At 73.7% G+C, this 17,403-nt stretch carries 15 protein-coding genes; 5 read left to right on the top strand and 10 right to left on the bottom strand.

What is annotated here, in order from left to right:
• Window positions 1–8 precede the first annotated feature (8 nt).
• Window positions 9–869 carry a methyltransferase domain-containing protein gene (locus ACZ45Z_RS16680; protein ID WP_468362525.1) on the top strand — a complete coding sequence of 287 codons (861 nt, stop codon included), beginning with the start codon at window positions 9–11 and terminating at the stop codon, window positions 867–869.
• Here the strand turns inward: ACZ45Z_RS16680 and ACZ45Z_RS16675 are convergent.
• On the bottom strand, window positions 866–1,804 hold the full coding sequence (locus ACZ45Z_RS16675) for an MmyB family transcriptional regulator (protein WP_468362523.1): 939 nt from the start codon (window positions 1,802–1,804) through the stop codon (window positions 866–868). The genes ACZ45Z_RS16680 and ACZ45Z_RS16675 overlap by 4 nt on opposite strands.
• 180 nt (window positions 1,805–1,984) lie before the next feature.
• On the opposite strand from ACZ45Z_RS16675, the gene ACZ45Z_RS16670 reads away from it, so the two are divergent.
• Entirely contained in the window at window positions 1,985–2,992 is a 1,008-nt protein-coding gene (locus tag ACZ45Z_RS16670; RefSeq protein ID WP_468362521.1) for an aldo/keto reductase, read from the top strand.
• Between the two features lie 76 nt (window positions 2,993–3,068).
• Here the strand turns inward: ACZ45Z_RS16670 and ACZ45Z_RS16665 are convergent, their stop codons facing one another.
• The 3 genes from ACZ45Z_RS16665 to ACZ45Z_RS16655 are packed head-to-tail and all read right to left on the bottom strand — an operon-like array spanning window position 3,069 to window position 6,968.
• Entirely contained in the window at window positions 3,069–3,488 is a 420-nt protein-coding gene (locus ACZ45Z_RS16665) for an NUDIX hydrolase (RefSeq protein WP_468362519.1), read from the bottom strand.
• The gene (locus ACZ45Z_RS16660) at window positions 3,485–4,690 is read right to left on the bottom strand and encodes a CHAD domain-containing protein (RefSeq protein WP_468362517.1); all 1,206 of its coding nucleotides are present in this window, start codon (window positions 4,688–4,690) and stop codon (window positions 3,485–3,487) included. Before ACZ45Z_RS16660 ends, ACZ45Z_RS16665 begins: the two co-directional genes overlap by 4 nt.
• Window positions 4,674–6,968, bottom strand: a complete 2,295-nt coding sequence (locus ACZ45Z_RS16655) for an RNA degradosome polyphosphate kinase (RefSeq protein ID WP_468362515.1) — start codon at window positions 6,966–6,968, stop codon at window positions 4,674–4,676. The genes ACZ45Z_RS16660 and ACZ45Z_RS16655 overlap by 17 nt, the downstream gene beginning before the upstream one ends.
• Before the next feature lie 319 nt (window positions 6,969–7,287).
• Between ACZ45Z_RS16655 and ACZ45Z_RS16650 the strand changes: the two genes are divergently transcribed.
• Complete coding sequence (locus ACZ45Z_RS16650) at window positions 7,288–7,890, top strand: GNAT family N-acetyltransferase (RefSeq protein ID WP_468362513.1); 603 nt, start codon at window positions 7,288–7,290, stop codon at window positions 7,888–7,890.
• A 25-nt stretch (window positions 7,891–7,915) separates the two neighbouring features.
• On the opposite strand, the gene mshD is transcribed toward ACZ45Z_RS16650, so the two are convergent.
• The gene (mshD, locus tag ACZ45Z_RS16645) at window positions 7,916–8,833 is read right to left on the bottom strand and encodes a mycothiol synthase (RefSeq protein ID WP_468362945.1); all 918 of its coding nucleotides are present in this window, start codon (window positions 8,831–8,833) and stop codon (window positions 7,916–7,918) included.
• Between the two features lie 226 nt (window positions 8,834–9,059).
• On the opposite strand from mshD, the gene ACZ45Z_RS16640 reads away from it, so the two are divergent.
• Window positions 9,060–10,868: a bifunctional metallophosphatase/5'-nucleotidase gene (locus tag ACZ45Z_RS16640; RefSeq protein ID WP_468362511.1), complete on the top strand. Its 1,809-nt coding sequence runs from the start codon at window positions 9,060–9,062 to the stop codon at window positions 10,866–10,868.
• A gap of 93 nt (window positions 10,869–10,961) precedes the next feature.
• On the opposite strand, the gene ACZ45Z_RS16635 is transcribed toward ACZ45Z_RS16640, so the two are convergent.
• The 3 genes from ACZ45Z_RS16635 to ACZ45Z_RS16625 form a co-directional block, all read right to left on the bottom strand.
• Entirely contained in the window at window positions 10,962–11,729 is a 768-nt protein-coding gene (locus ACZ45Z_RS16635; RefSeq protein WP_468362509.1) for a hypothetical protein, read from the bottom strand.
• Between the two features lie 60 nt (window positions 11,730–11,789).
• Entirely contained in the window at window positions 11,790–12,719 is a 930-nt protein-coding gene (locus ACZ45Z_RS16630) for an aminoglycoside phosphotransferase family protein (RefSeq protein ID WP_468362507.1), read from the bottom strand.
• A gap of 97 nt (window positions 12,720–12,816) precedes the next feature.
• Window positions 12,817–13,674 (bottom strand): SDR family oxidoreductase, encoded by an 858-nt coding sequence (locus ACZ45Z_RS16625; RefSeq protein WP_468362505.1) that lies wholly within the window; start codon window positions 13,672–13,674, stop codon window positions 12,817–12,819.
• A gap of 165 nt (window positions 13,675–13,839) precedes the next feature.
• Between ACZ45Z_RS16625 and ACZ45Z_RS16620 the strand changes: the two genes are divergently transcribed.
• The gene (locus ACZ45Z_RS16620) at window positions 13,840–15,219 is read left to right on the top strand and encodes an LmeA family phospholipid-binding protein (RefSeq protein WP_468362503.1); all 1,380 of its coding nucleotides are present in this window, start codon (window positions 13,840–13,842) and stop codon (window positions 15,217–15,219) included.
• An 11-nt stretch (window positions 15,220–15,230) separates the two neighbouring features.
• Here ACZ45Z_RS16620 and ACZ45Z_RS16615 read toward each other — a convergent pair whose 3' ends face one another.
• On the bottom strand, window positions 15,231–16,661 hold the full coding sequence (locus ACZ45Z_RS16615; protein ID WP_468362501.1) for a sensor histidine kinase: 1,431 nt from the start codon (window positions 16,659–16,661) through the stop codon (window positions 15,231–15,233).
• On the bottom strand, window positions 16,658–17,395 hold the full coding sequence (locus ACZ45Z_RS16610) for a response regulator transcription factor (protein WP_468362499.1): 738 nt from the start codon (window positions 17,393–17,395) through the stop codon (window positions 16,658–16,660). The genes ACZ45Z_RS16615 and ACZ45Z_RS16610 overlap by 4 nt, the downstream gene beginning before the upstream one ends.
• Between the last annotated feature and the right edge of the window lie 8 nt (window positions 17,396–17,403).

The following is a 17,403-nucleotide window of genomic DNA, read 5'->3' as shown; positions in this document are numbered from 1 at the left end:
CTCGTCGCATGGCCCGCCGCTCCCCCGTCCCCGCCGCCGCCCCGGCGTCCGCGCCGTCCCGCCCCGTCGGAAACGTCACCCGCGGCACGACCAACCCCAACCGGCTGCGCCGCATGGACCGCTGGATCGCCGCGGAACACGGCGCCGAGCTGCGGCGGGCCGCCGATCCGGTCGCCGTCGACCTCGGGTACGGCGCGGCGCCCTGGACCGCGGTGGAGCTGCTGGGCCGGCTGCGGACGGTCCGGCCGGACGCGCGGGTCGTCGGCATCGAGATCGAGCGGGCGCGGGTCGAGGCCGCCAGACCGTACGAGCGGGCGGGGCTGGACTTCGTGCACGGCGGCTTCGAGCTGCCGCTGCCGGGCGGGCCGGGGCGCGCGCCGGTCCTGATCCGGGCGGCGAACGTGCTGCGGCAGTACGACGAGGACGAGGTGGCCGCCGTGTGGCGGCTGCTGTGTGCGCGGCTGGCGCCCGGCGGGCTGCTGGTGGAGGGCACCTGCGACGAGATCGGCCGGCGCCACGTATGGGTGGCGCTCGGCCCCGAAGGGCCCCGCACGGTCACCTTCGCGACCCGGCTCGGATCCCTGGGCACCCCGTCCGACCTGGCGGAACGCCTCCCGAAGGCGTTGATCCACCGCAATGTCCCGGGCGAGCCGGTGCACGCCTTCCTGCGCGACTTCGACCGGGCCTGGGCGGCGGCCGCACCGCTGGGAGCGCTGGGCGCGCGCCAGCGCTGGCTGGCGGCCGTGGGCAGCCTGGCGGCGGACTGGCCGCTCACCGGCGATCCGCGGCGGCGGCGCCAGGGCGAGATCACGGTGCGGTGGGACGCGCTGGCGCCGCGGGCCGCCTCTTGGCCGGTGCCGCGGGCTTAAGCGGCCCCGGCCGTCCCCGCCGACGCCGCGACGCCCGCCGGCTCTCCGGCGCGCCGCTCACCGGTCGCCGGCCGCCCGGCGCCCGTTCCCGCCGCCCTCGCCAGCTCCCGCAGCCGCGCTTCGGTGACCGAGCCGCGCGGCGCGGTGTACGTCACCAGCGCCTGATCGGGGTCGGTGGCCAGCCGGAAGCTCTCGAAGGTGACGTGGAGCTCGCCGACCTGGGGATGGATGAGGCGTTTGGTGCCGCGGAGGCATTCGTGCACCGCCTGCGCCTCCCACACCCGCCGGAAGTCGGCGCTGCGCTCCAGGAGTTCGCTGACGACCTCGCACAACCGCGGATCGTCCGGATGCCGGCCGCTCTCGGCCCGCAGATTGCCGACGACCTCTTCGGCGATGCGCTGCCACTCCGGGTGCAGGGTCCGCGCCGCGGGGTGGAGGAACACCAGGAGCGCCGAATTGCGCCGGTCGGGGTCGAGCTCTTCGAGGTCGAAGGCGACCCGGCCGCCGAGCGTGTTCCAGGCCAGGATGTCCATGCCGCGGCCGATGACCATGGCCGGGACGGTGGTCGCCATCGCGTCCAGCAGTTGCTGGATCTCCGGGCGCACCGTCCGCCCGGGGCGGTCGGCGGCCGAGCAGGGGTCGTCCCCGCGGCGGCGCGGCACGGCCACATTGCGCAGATACGTCACTTCGCCGTCGGTCAGCCGCAGCGCCCGCGCGACGGCGTCCAGGACCGAGTCGGAGATGGCGGGGGCGCGGCCCTGTTCGATCCGGGTGTAGTAGTCGACGCTGATACCGGCGAGCTGGGCGACCTCCTCGCGCCGCAGCCCCCGCACCCGCCGCCGGCCCAGCCCGTCGGGCAGCCCGAGGTCGGCCGGGTCGAGCGCCGCGCGACGCGCCTTGAGGAACGAGCTGATCTCGACTTCCGCATGCAGCATCCGTCCAGTATGCGACGCGCCGCCTCCTGGGTGGTTCCGCCGGACCCAGGCTGCGACGGGCCTGGTCCCCCTTCAGCGGGCGGCGCAGGCTGGTGCCCGCGGCGGCCACCGGGCACCTGCACCGCCCGCCCGACTGCGTAAAAGCCCACCGACTTCGTACCTCGTACAAGGGAGCACCTCATGCGGCGCAGGATCCTCGGCGGCACCGGCATCTCGGTCAGCGAGTACACGCTCGGCACGATGATGCTCGGCGCCTGGGGCAACACCGACCACGAGGACTGTGTGCGGATCGTCCACCGCGCCCTGGACGCCGGCGTCAACGTCGTCGACACCGCGGACATCTACGCCGCCGGCGAGTCCGAGGAGATCGTCGGCAAGGCCCTCAAGGGGCGGCGCGAGGACGTCGTACTGGCCACGAAGTTCTTCAACCCCATGGGGCCGGACGCCAACCACGGCGGGAACTCCCGGCGCTGGATCGTCCGTGCGGTCGAGGACAGCCTGCGCCGCCTGGGCACCGACTACATCGACCTGTACCAGGCGCACCGCCCCGACCCGGCCACCGACATCGACGAGACCCTCTCGGCCCTGTCGGACCTCGTACGGTCGGGCAAGGTGCGCGCGATCGGCACCTCCACCTTCCCCGCCGAGCTGCTCGTCGAGGCGCAGTGGACGGCCGAGCGCCGCGGCCATGTCCGCTTCCGCAGCGAGCAGCCGCCGTACTCGGTCCTGGCCCGCGGCGTGGAGAACGCGGTCCTGCCGACGGCGCGCCGCTACGGCATGGGCGTGCTCACCTGGGGGCCGCTGAGCGCCGGCTGGCTGTCCGGGCGTGAGCTGTCGGCCAGTTCGCGGGCCGGCCTGGAGACGGGCAAGTTCGATCTGTCCCTCCCTGAGAACCGTCGGAAGGCGGCGGCGGTCGACGCGCTGGCGAAGCTGGCCGCGGAGGCGGGCCTGTCGCTGCCGCACCTGGCGACCGCCTTCGTACGGTCCCACCCGGCGGTCACGTCCGTGATCATCGGCCCGCGCACCCTGGACCAGCTCACCTCGTCGCTGGACGGCGCGGAGGTGACGCTGAGCGCGGAGGTCCTGGACCGGATCGACGCGATCGTCCCGCCGGGCACCGACCTGAACCGGGCCGACAGCTACTACCTGCCGCCCGCCATCGAGGACGCGTCCTTGCGGCGCCGCTGATGCCCTGCCGGTTCCGGTCCCCGCGGCGCCGCTGATCCCCGGCGGCTACGGTCCCCGCGGCGTCGCCGGTCGCGGCTCAGGTCAGGTGCAGGGCGGCGAGCAGCGCGTCGACCAGGGGCCGGTCCCTCTCGTGGGTCAGGCGCGCGCGGGCCTCGGCGGGTGCCAGCCAGGCCAGGCGGTCCACCTCGCGGTTGGGCGTGAAGGCCCCGGCGACCGCCTCCGCCGCCCAGTAACGCACCTGCTTGGCGCGGCCGTTGGCCAGGTAGTGGGCGGTGGGCAGCGGCGCCCCGGGCCGGCAGCGCAGGCCGGTCTCCTCCGCCACCTCGCGCACCGCACCGGCCAGCGCGTCCTCGCCGCGCTCGAGTTTCCCCTTCGGGTGCGACCAGTCGTCGTACTTGGGACGGTGCACCAGCGCGACCTCCAGGCCGTCCTCGTTCGCGGCGCGGCGCCACAGGACGCAGCCCGCCGCCCGCACCGGCTTGGGGGACGCCGTCACGTCCGCGGTCCTTCCGTCAGCCACGTCCGGCCGAAGGCGAAGCGGGCCGCCTCGACCTCGTGCCGCTGGTCGGCGTGCAGGACGCCCAGGGCGTACGCCGTGGCCGGGGCGATCCGGGGAGTGCGGGCCGCGGCGGCGGCCGCCGCGGCCGCCTCGGCGGCGTCCCGATGGCGCTCCAGGGCGCGGCCGGCCTCCGCCAGGCGGGCGTCGGGGTGCTCCGGAGCGCTCACCTCCCGGGCGTAGCGGCTGAGCCGCAGGAGCAGCCGGACCTGGTGCCAGGGGGCGTCCTGGCGGGGGTCGGCGGCCAGGGCGTCGGCGTTGTACGGGTGGCCGGCGCGGGACAGCGGCAGCGCCGTGACCGCCTCGGCCAGCCGCCGGTGGGCCTGCTCGGCGAGCGGTACCAGGCTCTCGGTGGCCGGCCCGGTCGCGGCGGCCAGGGGCGCTTCCGAGGCGAGTACCGCCACCGCGTCGGCGAGGGCGTGGAAGCGGGAGGAGCCCAGCGCCTGGAGGGCGGCGGAGTGCGCGCGGGTACGGGCGAGCGTGAGCTGGCGGTCGAGCAGCGCCCCGGCCCGCGCCGCCCCGGCCGCCAGGGCGCCTTCGGGCTCGGCCTCGGCGGTCTTCGGCGCGGCCGGGCGCGCGCCCCGGCCGCCCCGCTCCGCGCGCTCGGCCCGCTCCGCCCGGCCGGTCAGTCGCTGCAGGGCCGCCATCAGCCGCTCGCGGCGGGCCGCGCAGGCGTGTTCGCGGGCCAGCGTGCCGGACAACCAGCCGAGTTCGCAGCGGAGTTGGTCGGCCCAGCCCTCCTCGGTCAGCGGCCGGAAGGTGTAGAGGGACGCGCTGATCCGGCGGGCCGCGCCGCGCAGCAGCCAGGCGGCCTCGGCCGCGCCCACCGCGTCCGAACCGCTCTCGCGGTGCAGTCGCAGGCCGCGCAGGAATTCCGCGGACTGCCGGTGCAGGTAGCCGGCGAGCAGCTCCCCGGCGGTCTGCCCGCCGGGGTCCGTGCCGGCCCGGCCCTCGCCCCCCGTGTCCCCGTACCGCCCGGGCGGCCCGCCCGGTCCGTGGGTGCCGTGGGTGCCGTGGGTGCCGTGGGGACCGTAGGGGCCGTCCACCACCGCCGCCCGGGCTCCGGGCGCCCGGCCGGGCTCGTATCCGCTGCCGATGAGACCGGTCGGCCCCCCGGCCGACTGGTCATGTCGCTGGGCCACGCCGGCGCCTCCGCGCGTCAATGAGCATTTCCTGTACGTTCCGCAGCGGCGCGCCCTCGGCGTCCACCGCGTGCCGGGTCCAGCCGCCGTCCGGGCCCAGGTGCCAGGAGGAGGTGGCGTCCGACATGCCGGTTTCCAGCAGTTTGGTCAGCGAGACGCGGTGGGCCGGGTCGGTCACCCGCACCAGTGCCTCGATCCGCCGGTCCAGATTGCGGTGCATCATGTCGGCGCTGCCCAGCCACACCTCGGGCTCGCCGCCGTTGCCGAAGGCGAAGATCCGCGAGTGCTCCAGGAAGCGGCCCAGCACGCTGCGGACGCGGATGTTCTCGCTCAGTCCGGGGACGCCCGGGCGCAGCGCGCAGATGCCCCGCACCCAGACGCCGACCTCCACGCCGGCCTGCGAGGCGCGGTAGAGCGCGTCGATGACCGCCTCGTCCACCATGGAGTTGACCTTGATGCGGACCGAGGCGGGGCGCCCGGCGCGGTGGTGCGCGATCTCCTTGGTGATGCGCTGGACCAGGCCGTCGCGCAGGGACTTGGGCGCGACCAGCAGCCGGCGGTAGGTCTCCCGCCGGGAGTAGCCGCTGAGCCGGTTGAACAGGTCGGAGAGGTCGGCTCCGACCTGCGGGTCGGCGGTCAGCAGCCCCAGGTCCTCGTACAACCGGGCCGTCTTGGGGTGGTAGTTGCCGGTGCCCACGTGGGAGTACCGGCGCAGCATCTCGCCTTCCTGACGGACGACGAGCGACAGCTTGCAGTGCGTCTTGAGCCCGACCAGGCCGTAGACGACGTGGCAGCCGGCCTCCTCCAGCTTCCGCGCCCACTTGATGTTGGCCTGTTCGTCGAAACGCGCCTTGAGCTCGACGAGGACGAGGACCTGCTTGCCGGATTCGGCGGCGTCTATCAGCGCGTCCACGATCGGCGAGTCGCCCGAGGTGCGGTACAGCGTCTGCTTGATCGCCAGGACGTCCGGGTCGGCGGCGGCCTGCTCCAAGAACGCCTGCACCGAGGTGGAGAACGAGTCGTAGGGGTGGTGCAGGAGGACGTCGCGGGCCCGCAGGGCGGCGAAGATGTCGGGCGCGGACGCCGATTCCACCTCGGCCAGGTCACGGTGCGTGCCGGCGACGAACTTGGGGTACTTCAGCTCCGGCCGGTCCAGGGCTCCTATGGCGAACAGGCCGGTCAGGTCCAGCGGGCCGGGCAGCGGGTAGACCTCCGCGTCGGAGACCTTCAGTTCCTGTACGAGCAGGTCCAGGACGGCCGGGTCGATGGACTCCTCGACCTCCAGCCGGACCGGCGGCCCGAAGCGGCGCCGCATCAGCTCCTTCTCCAGCGCCTGGAGGAGGTTCTCCGCGTCGTCCTCCTCGACTTCGAGGTCTTCGTTGCGGGTGACGCGGAACATGTGGTGCGCGCGCACCTCCATGCCCGGGAACAGCTCCTCCAGGTGCGCGGCGATGACGTCCTCGATGGGGACGTAGCGCTGCGGGGCGGCCTCCAGGAAGCGGGAGAGCAGCGGCGGCACCTTGACCCGGGCGAAGTGGTCGTGGCCGCTGACCGGGTTGCGGACGACGACGGCGAGGTTCAGCGACAGGCCGGAGATGTACGGGAAGGGGTGCGCGGGGTCGACCGCGAGCGGGGTGAGGACGGGGAAGATCTGCTGGCGGAAGAGGGTGAACAGGCGGGCCTGTTCCTTCTCCGTCAGCTCGGGCCACCGGATGAGGTGGATGCCCTGCTCGCCCAGCTCGGGGGCGACGTCGTGCTGGTAGCAGGCGGCGTGCCGCGCCATGAGCTCGCGCGAGCGCGTCCAGATCAGGTCCAGTACCTCGCGGGGCTGGAGCCCGGAGGCGGAGCGGGTGGCGACGCCCGTGGCTATCCGCCGCTTGAGGCCGGCGACCCGGACCATGAAGAACTCGTCCAGGTTGCTCGCGAAGATCGCCAGGAAGTTCGCCCGCTCCAGGAGCGGGGTGGCGGGGTCCTCGGCCAGCTCCAGCACCCGTTCGTTGAACGCCAGCCAACTGCGCTCGCGGTCCAGGAACCGCCCGCTGGGCAGCTCCTCGCCGTTGGCGCCGGGCACCCCTTCGTCCTCGTACGCGTCGAGATCCGCGTCCAGGTCGAGCTCCAGTTCGGGCAGCGCGGGGCCGACCGCGTGCGGCCGGTGGGCGGCGATCGAACCGACCGACGGCTGGGCCGCGGGGCCGGTGCCGTGCGGTGGGGTCTGCTGCGGCCGCCGGAGCGCCGCGTCGGGCTGGACCTGGGCCTGCGCGCTGGGCTGCTGGTTCATGTCCTCATTCTTCCGCGCCGGGGCGATTCCAGGCGCGTCGGGAGGAGGCGGAGCGACTCGGAGCCCCGGGTGGGCGGCGTTCGGCACAGCGGGCTGCATTCGGTGATGTTCGCAAGCGCCGTTGAATCGCCGGTAACGCCGACATGGCGGACAGGCAAGCGGGGTGCTACCGGCGGGTAATTCCGTGCCCGGAGGACGGGTGTTCTCCGTGCCCGGACGACGAGTATTCCCACGCCCGGACGCTGCCCTTCGTCAAACCGTGAACCATCCCCGGAAAATCGGCCGCGCCCGCCGCCCTCCGCTGCGTACGCTGCCCGCCGTGCCCACTTCTACCCCACCGCCGCTGCCTGCCCTGCCGTACCGCCCCGACTACCCGATACGCACCGAGCGCCTGGACCTGCGCCCGGTCCGCGCCGACGACCTCGCGGCGATCCACGACTACCAGCGCCGCCCCGAGGTCTGCCGCTACCTCTACTGGGGCCCCTTCGACGAGGCCGCCTCCCGCGCCTCCGTCGAGACCAAGGCGACCCGCACGACGCTGCGCGCCGGCGGCGACATCCTCCAACTCGCCGTCGTCGTACGGGAGTCGGGCAGGCTGGTGGGCGACGTCACCTTCGTCTACACCAGCCGCGAGCACCGCCAGGGCGGCATCGGCTACGTCTTCCACCCCGACGCCGCCGGCCACGGCTACGCCACCGAGGCGTGCCGGGCACTGCTGCGGCTCGCCTTCGACGACCTGCGGCTGCACCGCGTCCAGGCCGAACTGGACGGCCGCAACACCGCCTCGGCCCGACTGCTGGAACGCCTGGGCATGCGCCGCGAGGGCCACCTGCGGGAGAACGAGTTCCTCGACGGCGAGTGGACCGACGAGGTCGTCTACGCGCTCCTGGCCCGGGAATGGCGTCAGGGACAGCAGGAGTAGGCGGGACAGGCGGAGCGGGAGGGGCTCAGGTCTCCGAGCGGTACATCAGATCCGTCTCGTGGGTGACGAAGCCCAGCCGCTCGTAGACCGTCACCGCCGCCGTGTTGTCCGCGTCGACGTACAGCATCGCCGTCGGCAGCCCCTGCGCCGCCAGGTGCCGCAGCCCGATCGCGGTCAGCGCCTTGCCCAGTCCGCCGCCCTGCGCGCCGGGCCGGACCCCGAGGACGTAGACCTCGCCCAGGCCCTCCTCGGCGTGCACCTTGGTCCAGTGGAAGCCGACCAGGCGGCCGTCCCGCTCCGCGAGGAAGAAACCTTTCGGGTCGAACCACGGCTGGCCCTTGCGGTCGTCCAGGTCCCGCTGGGTCAGCGCGCCCTGCTCCGGGTGGTGCGCGAAGGCCGCCGCGTTGATCTCCAGCCACGCCGCGTCGTCCGTGCCCGGCTGGAAGGTCCGCACGCTCACCCCCGGCGGGAGCGCCGGCTCCGGCAGGTCCAGGTCCGCCAGCGAGCGCCGCATCTGGCGCAGTTCGCGGAACATCGTCAGTCCCAGCGTCTGGGCCAGATGCCGGGCGGCGGGGTGGCCGCCGTGCGCCCATACCCGTAGCCGGCGCCCGGACTGTTCGAGCAGCTTGGTGCCCAGCGCCCGGCCGTGCCCGCGGCCGCGGTGCCCGGGGAGCACGACCAGCTCGGCGGCGGGGGCCTCCACCGGGTCGGTGTCCTCGAGCTGCCCGTACGCGACGAGTTCCTCGCCCTCCTCGCCGGGCACGTACACCAGCACATGGCGGACCCCGGCCCGCGCGCCGCCCCGCAGTTGCAACCGTCCCTGTTCGGACACGGCGGGCTGCCCGTCCGTCCGCGCGGCCCGCTCGATCAGAGCGAGGACGGTGGCGGCCCGCTCCGGACCGAGCTCCTCGGCCACCTCGATCCTGCGGCGGCTGTGACCCATCTCCTGTGCTGCGTCAGTCATGCCTGAAGCGTACGACCCCCGCGGCTCCCGAGGCCGGGAACGCCCCCGGCACGGCCACCGGGCGGCGCGGCCGAGGGAGCCCCTTTTCCCCGCCGGACACCGGCTCGTCGCCCGTCCCCCCTGTCGCACTACGCGCGTCGACAATAAGCTGCCCACCGCTCGGACACCGATCACGGCTGTCCGTCCGGTTCACGAAGGGGAACTCATGTCAGCGACACCTCAACGGCGCCGCCTCGGGCGCGGATTGGCGGCCGGGACCGCCGCACTGGCCGCCGCCCTCGCCGCCACCGTCACGGCGATGCCGGCCGGTGCCGACAGCGGCACCGCGCGCTCCGGCCGGACGGTCGATGTGCAGCTCCTCTCCTTCAACGACTTCCACGGCAACCTCGAACCGCCGCAGGGCTCCTCGGGCACGGTGGAGGAGATACAGCCGGACGGGACCAAGAAGTCCATCGCGGCCGGCGGCGTGGAGTACCTCGCCCAGTCGCTGCGGACGGCCCGCAAGGGTCACCCGTACTCCGTCACGGCCGCCGCCGGCGACATGGTCGGGGCCAGCCCGCTGCTGTCCGGCCTGTTTCACGACGAGCCGACCATCGAGGCGATGAACAAGCTGGGCCTGGACGTCACCTCGGTCGGCAACCACGAATTCGACGAGGGCCGGGCGGAGTTGACGCGGCTGCAGAACGGCGGCTGCCACCCCAAGGACGGCTGCTACGAGGACGGCAGGACCTTCGAGGGCGCCGGCTTCCCCTACCTGACGGCCAACGTCACGGACGAGAAGAGCGGCCGGCCGCTGCTCAAGCCGTACACGGTCTGGCGGCACAAGGGCGTCAAGATCGGCTTCATCGGTGTGACGCTGGAGGGCACGCCGGACATCGTCAACGCCGAGGGCATCAAGGGCCTGAAGTTCCACGACGAGGTCGAGACCATCGACAAGTACGCCAAGGTGCTCAACCGGCAGGGCGTGAAGGCGATCGTCGCGCTCATCCACGAGGGCGGGCTGCCCGCCTCCACCTCGTACAACTACGACTGCGACAGCCCCGGTCCGGGAGGGGGCATTTCCGGGCCGATCACCGAGATCGCCAAGCGGGTCACGCCGAAGGTCGACGCGCTGGTCACCGGGCACACCCACCAGGCGTACACCTGCACCATCCCGGACCCCGCCGGCACGCCGCGCACCGTCACCTCCGCCGCGTCCTACGGCAAGCTCTACACCGACACCACGCTGACGTACGACCGCCGCACCCGGGACATCGTGCGCACCAGCGTCACGGCGCCCGGCGCGGTCAACCACGTCGTGGACCGCACGCAGCCCAAGGCCCCGGACATGACGTCCCTGATCGCCCGCTGGAACAAGCTCGCCGCGCCCGTCGCGAGCCGGCCGGTCGGCCATATCTCCGCCGACATCGCGGGCCGCGGCGCGAACGCGCCCGAGTCCCCGCTCGGTGATGTCATCGCCGACGCCCAACTGGAGGCCACCCGGGCGGCCGACAAGGGCGGTGCGCAGCTCGCCCTGATGAACCCCGGCGGCATCCGCTCCGACCTGGCGTTCAAGGCGTCGGGCTCGGAAGGTGACGGGGTGGTCACCTACGGCGAGGCGTTCACCGTCCAGCCGTTCACCAACATGACGAACGTCGTCGACCTCACCGGCGCGCAGTTGCTGACCGCCCTCCAGCAGCAGGTCAGCGGCCCGAACGCGGCCTCTCCGAAGATCCTCCAGGTCTCCCGGGGCCTGACCTACACCCTCGACATGACCAAGTCCGGCGCCGACCGGGTGGTCAAGGACTCGGTGAAGCTGGACGGCGCGGCCCTCGACCCGGCCAAGACCTACCGGGTGGCGATGAACGAGTTCCTGGCCGGCGGCGGGGACGGCTTCACCGCCTTCAAGGGCGGCGGCAACAAGTACGTCGGCCCGTCCGACCTGGACGCCTTCACCGCCTACCTGACCGCCCACTCCTCGGCGGCCGACCCGCTCGCCCCGCCGAAGGCGGACCGGATCACGGTCGTGAAGTAGACCGGAAGCGGGCGGCTTTGAGCGCCGCCCTCCGTGAGACAAGACCGACGGCCCGGTGGGTGCTCCCACCGGGCCGTCGGCGCGCGTACGGGCTCAGCCGCCGTACGGGTTGCCCTGCTGCGGCTGCCCGGGCGCGGGCGCGGCCGGGTAGCCGTACTGGCCGGCGCCGGGCTGGGCCTGCGGGGCCTGGGCGTAACCGGGCTGGGGGGCCTGCGGGTAGCCGGGCTGGGGGGCCTGCGGCGGGGCCTGCTGGTATCCGGGCTGGGGCGCGTAACCCTGCTGCTGGGGGACGCCCTGGGGCTGCTGGGGCGCGTAGCCCGGCTGCTGCTGCGGTGCGGGAGCCGCGGGAGCCGGCTGCTGCTGCGGCGCGTAGCCCTGCTGCGGCGCGTAACCCTGCTGCTGCGGTGCGAGGGCCTGCGGCTGCTGCGGCGCGTACCCCTGCTGCGGCTGCGGTGCGCCGCCCACCACGGCCAGGAGCTGCTCCAGCTCGTCGCGCCACAGGCGGTGGACGTTCAGCCGGGTGGGCGCCACGTCGCCGGTGAGCAGCAGGTGGAACGAGCTCCACAGCGGGTTGAGGTTGACCTCGGAGATCGACCGCTGGGCCTGGTCGCGCGGGATCGCGTACGCCACTTCCTGCGGCCGCTGGCTGAGCCGGTGCATCCGGTGCAGGACGATGGCCTGGTCGGTGACGGTGACGAAGTAGTACTTCACCAGGAACTGCCCGATCAGTCCGAGCGCGCCGGTCAGCCAGGGCGTGGGCCCGGTGAGGCAGGCGATCGTCACCAACGCCCGGTCGCCTGGGGCCTGCTGGGCTATCGCCTCGGAGACCTGTTCCTTCATCGTTGCCTTACGCATCGCCATGCGGCAGTTCCCCAATTCCGTGAGTGGACGCCCAGGGTATCCACCGGTCCGGCGCCCGCCTCAGCGGTCCGTCCCGAACCAGGTCCGGGCCAGGGACTCCAGCGTCGGCTCGGGTGGGGCGGGCAGCTCGCGCAGATATCGGGGGAGGTTGCCGTAGACGTGCAGGAGGGTGTGGGCGAGGAGTTCGCGGGGGTCGAAGCTCTCGCCGTAACCGCTGAAGACGCGGGCCAGGAGGCGGGGCTCGGCGCGGGAGAGGAAGAGGCCGACGGCCACGAAGTCGTAGGCGCGGTGGCCGATCATGGCGGGTTCGAAGTCGAGCAGGCCGGTCAGGCGCCAGTCGTCGTGCGCGTCGACGGTCAGGTGCTGCCGCATGAACTCGGTGTGCAGCAGGACGCCCGGGGGATCCGCGGGCAGCGCCACCGAGTTCAGGAAGCCGGGGATCTGGTCGAGCCACGGTTCGGGCAGGCCGCGGGCGCGCTGCCGGGCGACGGCCGTCGCGCGCTGCCCGGTGGCGAAGGAGGCCCAGTCGCCGGGTCCGAGGATGTCGGCGAGCGGCGCCGGGTCCAGGGCGTGCAGCGCGGCGAGCGTCTCACCGGCCTCGGTGGCGATGCGTTCCCGCTCGGCGCGCGGGACGCGGGGCCAGGTGACGGCCAGGTCCGTGCCGCGCAGCCGGGACATCAGGACGTAGCGCCAGCCGTTGTCGTACTCCCCCGCGTCCTGGACGTACGGGGTGGGGACCGGCAGCCGGCCCTGGACGTGGGCCAGGACGCGGGCCTCGGCGATGGCATCGGCCGCGGCGGCCGCCGGGAAGAGTTTGAGGACGTGGCGGTCGCCCACGGCGTAGACCGGCTGGGAGCCGGCGGGATAGCGGGTCAGCGGCGCACCGGCCAGACCGAGCCGGGCGCACAGGGCGGCGGCTCCCGGTCGCATCACCTGTTCGTCCGGGACCACCGCGTCCCACTCGTCGTCCGTATCCACGCGAGGCAGCATGCGCGGACGGTACGGCCCGAAGTCGCCGACGATCAACGGGTTTTAGGCCCGCCGGGCGGGCGGGACTTCGGGCTCGCCCGCCCGGGCGTCCAGGCGTTCAGGAGAAGTCGGCGGCGTGGTCCCGGGCCCACTGGGAGAAGGGGCGGGCGGGGTGGCCGGTGACCTTCTCGACGGCGTCCGAGACGGGATTCGGCAGCCGGCCGACCGACTCGCCGAACAGCCGGACGAGTTCCCGCGCGCCCTCCATCGGCAGGCCGTGCCGGGCGATCGTCTCGGCGGCCTCCTCCTCCGAGATCCGCTCGACCCGCGTCTCGCGCCCGATCGCCCGGCCTATCTCGGCGACCTGCTCGGCCACGGTCTTCGGCTCCGGGCCCGTGACGGCATAGACCCGGCCCAGGTGGGCGCCGGTGCGGTCCAGCAGGGCGACGGCGGCGACATCCGCGAGGTCGTCCTCGTGGACGGGGACGCCCTGAGCGCCCGGGTGGGCGTCGCGGACCACGCCGGACTCGCGGATCGACGGGGCCCACATCAGCGCGTTGGTGGCGTAGTTGGCGCCCCGCACGAAGGTCCACTCCAGACCGGAGTCCCGTACCTCGCGCTCCAGGTCGGAGTGGATCCGGGCGATGTGATGGCTCTCGCCGTCCGGGCTGTCGGTCACCGCTATCGAGGAGTTCAGCACGACACGGCGGACGCCGGCCTTCACGGCGGCGCCGAGCAGCGCCCGGGCGGCCTGGACGCCGCCGGCGGCGAGGTTGAGGAAGAGGGCGTCGGCGCCGGCCAGCAGCGGTTCCAGCGCCGTGGCGTCGGTGAGGTCCGCGCGGACCGTCTCCACCCCCTGGGGGAGCTGGGCGCGGGCCGGGTCGCGGGTCAGCGCGCGCACCGGCGAGCCTTCCGCGAGCAGACGACGGACGAGGCTGCGTCCGATATTGCCGGTTGCTCCGGTTACCACAATCATGGATCCACCCTCGGGAAGGAAGTGCGGCCAAAGGTGTGACGGTAGTTCAGGCCGCCCCGTCGCCGCCGCGAATTTCCGTCCGGACGGACCACACGAATTTCGGGTATCTCACATACTGCCGGTAGGACTTGCGTTCAAGGGTCCCGCGCGTGGTGGGATGTTCGGATGCGAACCCCCACACGCATATCCTCGCCCGCCTCGGCACCGACCGCCCGGCAGCCGCACCCCGCCGCAGCGGGCCCCGAGCGCGACGCACACGGCGACACCAGGGAGTTCCCGCCCGCCAATCCCTACGCGGACCTGGCCGCCCTCGCCGACCCGGAGCCGGTCGCGGAGTCCGAGCCGGAGCACGGCCGGGCCGGCGGCACCGGCCGCCGCACCTACCTCAACGAACGCGACGACAGCGACGACCCGCTGGGGCTGGGCCTGCGCTCGGACGACGAGGACGACGGCGACGACGCGGCGTGGTCCCCGCCCAACCACCGCCGCGCCAAGCGCGGCATCAGCCGCTTCGCCGCCGTCCCCCGCACCGCGAAGCTGCTGGTCGCCGTCCTGGTCTGCACCGCCTTCCTCGCCCTCTTCGACCGGTTCGCCGTGCTGTACGCGCAGGACAAGGCCGAGGAGCAGTTGAAGAAGACGCTGCACCTGACGGCGGCGCCGGAAGTCGACATCCGGGGCTTCCCCTTCCTGACGCAGGTCCTCGGCAAGCGTCTCGAACAGGTCCGCCTCACCATTCCCGACGTGGCGGCCGACCGGATCTCCCTGGCGAAGTTCGAGGCCACCGCCAACGACATCCGTCTCGACGGTGACCTGCCCTCCTCCATCAAGGGCGCCACGATCGGCCGGATGCACGGCAGCGTGCTGCTGGCCTTCGACGACATGAACCGCGAGCTGGGCGCCTCGCAGGTGAGGTTCAGCGAGCGGGGGCCCGACGCGGTCCGCGCCGTCGGGCGGCTGTCCATCGCCGGCCACGAGTTGCGCGTACGGGCCGAGGCGCGCATCCGGCGGGCCGGCGACCGGGGCATCTCCACCGACATCAGCGGGATGCGCCTGGACCTCGGCGACGTCGCGGTCTACCGCCCCGGCACCGGCAAGGAAGAGGGCCTGCGGCTGACCCGCCGGGCCGCCGCCGAGGTCAGCCGGCAGGCGGCCAAGGTCAAGGCGATGCTGGGCATCCCGGCCATCGCGGAGCGCATCGGCATCCCCCGGCCGTACATCGAGCAGGCGCTGAGCAGCGAGGAGAAGCTGCACGAGCTGACCGGCTCACCGCGCTTCATCGACAAGCTGATGAAGGTCAATCTCGTCGACGTGGTGATCGACCACCCCTGGCTGCTGGAGAAGGTCGGCATCGACCCCAAGGTGCTCGGCGCCCTCACCGGCCTGACCAAGCCCCAGCTCGCCGACCAGCTCTCCCTGTCCTTCCAACTGCCCAGGACGCCCGGCGACGTCCGGCTGCGCGACATCTCCGTCGAACGCGACGGCATCCGCGCCGAACTCGTCGGCACCGACCTGCCGTTCGGCGACGCGGCGAAGAAGCGGCGCTAGGCCGACAGGGCCTAGGACTCCGGCAGGTCCGGCGGGGGCGTGGCGGCGCCCGGCAGGGTCAGCAGGGCCTCGGTGCCGCCGTCGGGGGCGGGGCGCAGGCGGACGGTGCCGCCGGCCTGCTGGGCGGTGCGGGCGACGATGGACAGGCCCAGGCCGCTGCCGGGCAGGCTGCGGGCGGACGGTGAGCGCCAGAACCGCTCGAAGACGTGCGGGAGCTCGTCCTGGGGGATGCCGGGTCCGTGGTCGCGGACGGCCAGTTCGCCGGCGGCCAGCCGGACCGTCACCGTGCCGCCGGGCGGGCTGAACTTGACCGCGTTGTCGAGCAGGTTGACCACCGCCCGCTCCAGCGCGGCCGGCTCGGCGCGCACGTACCAGGGGTCGAGGTCGGCGGTGACGGTCAGCGTCGGGCCGCGCAGCCGGGCCCGCTCCAGCGCGGTGGCCACGATGTCGTGCAGGGCCACCACCTTCACCGCGCCCGCGCCGCCCGGCCCGGCCTCCGGGGTCCGCGACAGCTCCTGGAGGTCGCCGATCAGCGCCGCCAGCTCTCCCATCTGCGCCTTCACCGACGACAGCAGCGCTTCCTTGTCGGCGGCCGGAATCTGCCGGCCGGACCGCTCGCTGCGCACCAGCAGGTCGATGTTGGTACGCAGCGAGGTCAGCGGGGTGCGCAGTTCGTGACCGGCGTCGGCGATCAGTTGCTGCTGGAGGTCCCGGGAGGCGGCCAGGGCCGCCGTCATGGAGTTGAAGGAGCGCGAGAGGCGGGCGATCTCGTCCTCGCCCTCGGCGGGGATCCGCAGGGTCAGGTCCTCGGTGCGGGCGACGTGCTCGACGGCCTCGGTCAGCCGGTCCACGGGTTTCAGGCCCGCGCTGGCGACCCACAGTCCCGCGGTCGCCGCGCCCAGCACCCCGACGCCGGCGACGATCAGCAGCACCAGCGCGAGCTGGTTGAGCGGCTGGGTGACCTGGTCCATCGGTACGGCGACGGACACCGCGAGCCGGTTGCCCCGGGCGTCGGTGAGCCCGCTGCGGTCGGGCACCGTCGACACCCGCATCTCGGGGCCGTGCACGGCCTTGGTGGTGTGCACCGTGCCGGGCAGCCGGCCCTCGGCCACCGCCGTGTCCGAGTGCTGCGCGGGGATGGGTTTCTTGTCGGGCGAGGTGCAGACGTAGCCGCCCGCCGACACCAGTTGGACGGTGTACGGCGTGGGCTGGAAGGGCGCCCGGTCGGTGGGGTCGGCGCAGTAGGTGATCAGGGCCTGGACGTAGCGCTGGTCGACCTCGACGGTGCTCAGGGTCGTGTCGAGCTGTTCGGTGAGCCGGTCGCGGGTGATCAGCCAGCAGGCGGCGGCCGAGAGGGCCACGGCGAAGGCGACGGCGACCGCGGTGAGCACCGCCAGCCGCGAGCGCAGCGGCAGCCGGCGGTAGCGGCGCGGGCCGGTCATTCGGCGCCGCCCGGCGCCCGCAGGACGTAGCCGACGCCGCGCACGGTGTGCACCAGCCGCGGTTCGCCGCCGGCCTCCGTCTTGCGACGCAGGTACATCACGTACACATCGAGGGAGTTGGAGGTGGGCTCGAAGTCGAAGCCCCAGACGGCCTTGAGGATCTGCTCGCGGGTGAGGACCTGCCGCGGGTGCGCGAGGAACATCTCCAGCAGGGTGAATTCGGTGCGGGTCAGCTCGACCCGCCGGGAGCCGCGGGTCACCTCGCGGGTCGCCAGGTCCATCCGCAGGTCGGCGAAGGCCAGCGTGTCGCCCTCCTCGCGGCGGGCCCCGGCCGTCGTCGCGTACGAGGTGCGCCGCAGCAGCGCCCGGATGCGGGCCAGCAGTTCGTCCAGCTCGAAGGGTTTGACGAGGTAGTCGTCCGCGCCCGCGTCCAGCCCGGTGACGCGGTCGCCGACGGTGTCGCGGGCGGTCAGCATCAGGATCGGTACGGTCACGCCGCTCGCCCGCAGTCGGCGGGCGGCCGTCAGCCCGTCCATCCGGGGCATCAGGACGTCCAGCACGATCAGTTCGGGGTCGAAGGACGCGACCTTCTCCACCGCTTCCAGGCCGTCGGCGGCCTGCTCGGTGCCGTAGCCCTCGAAGGCGAGCGACCGCTGGAGGGCCTCGCGGACGGCGGGCTCGTCGTCGACGATCAGGATGCGGGCGGGCTGGTCACCGTGCTCGGCGGGACTCATGCGTGACT

It is taken from the genome of Streptomyces sp. NPDC031210 (assembly GCF_055570395.1).
This window is presented reverse-complemented; position numbering and strand designations above follow the sequence as displayed.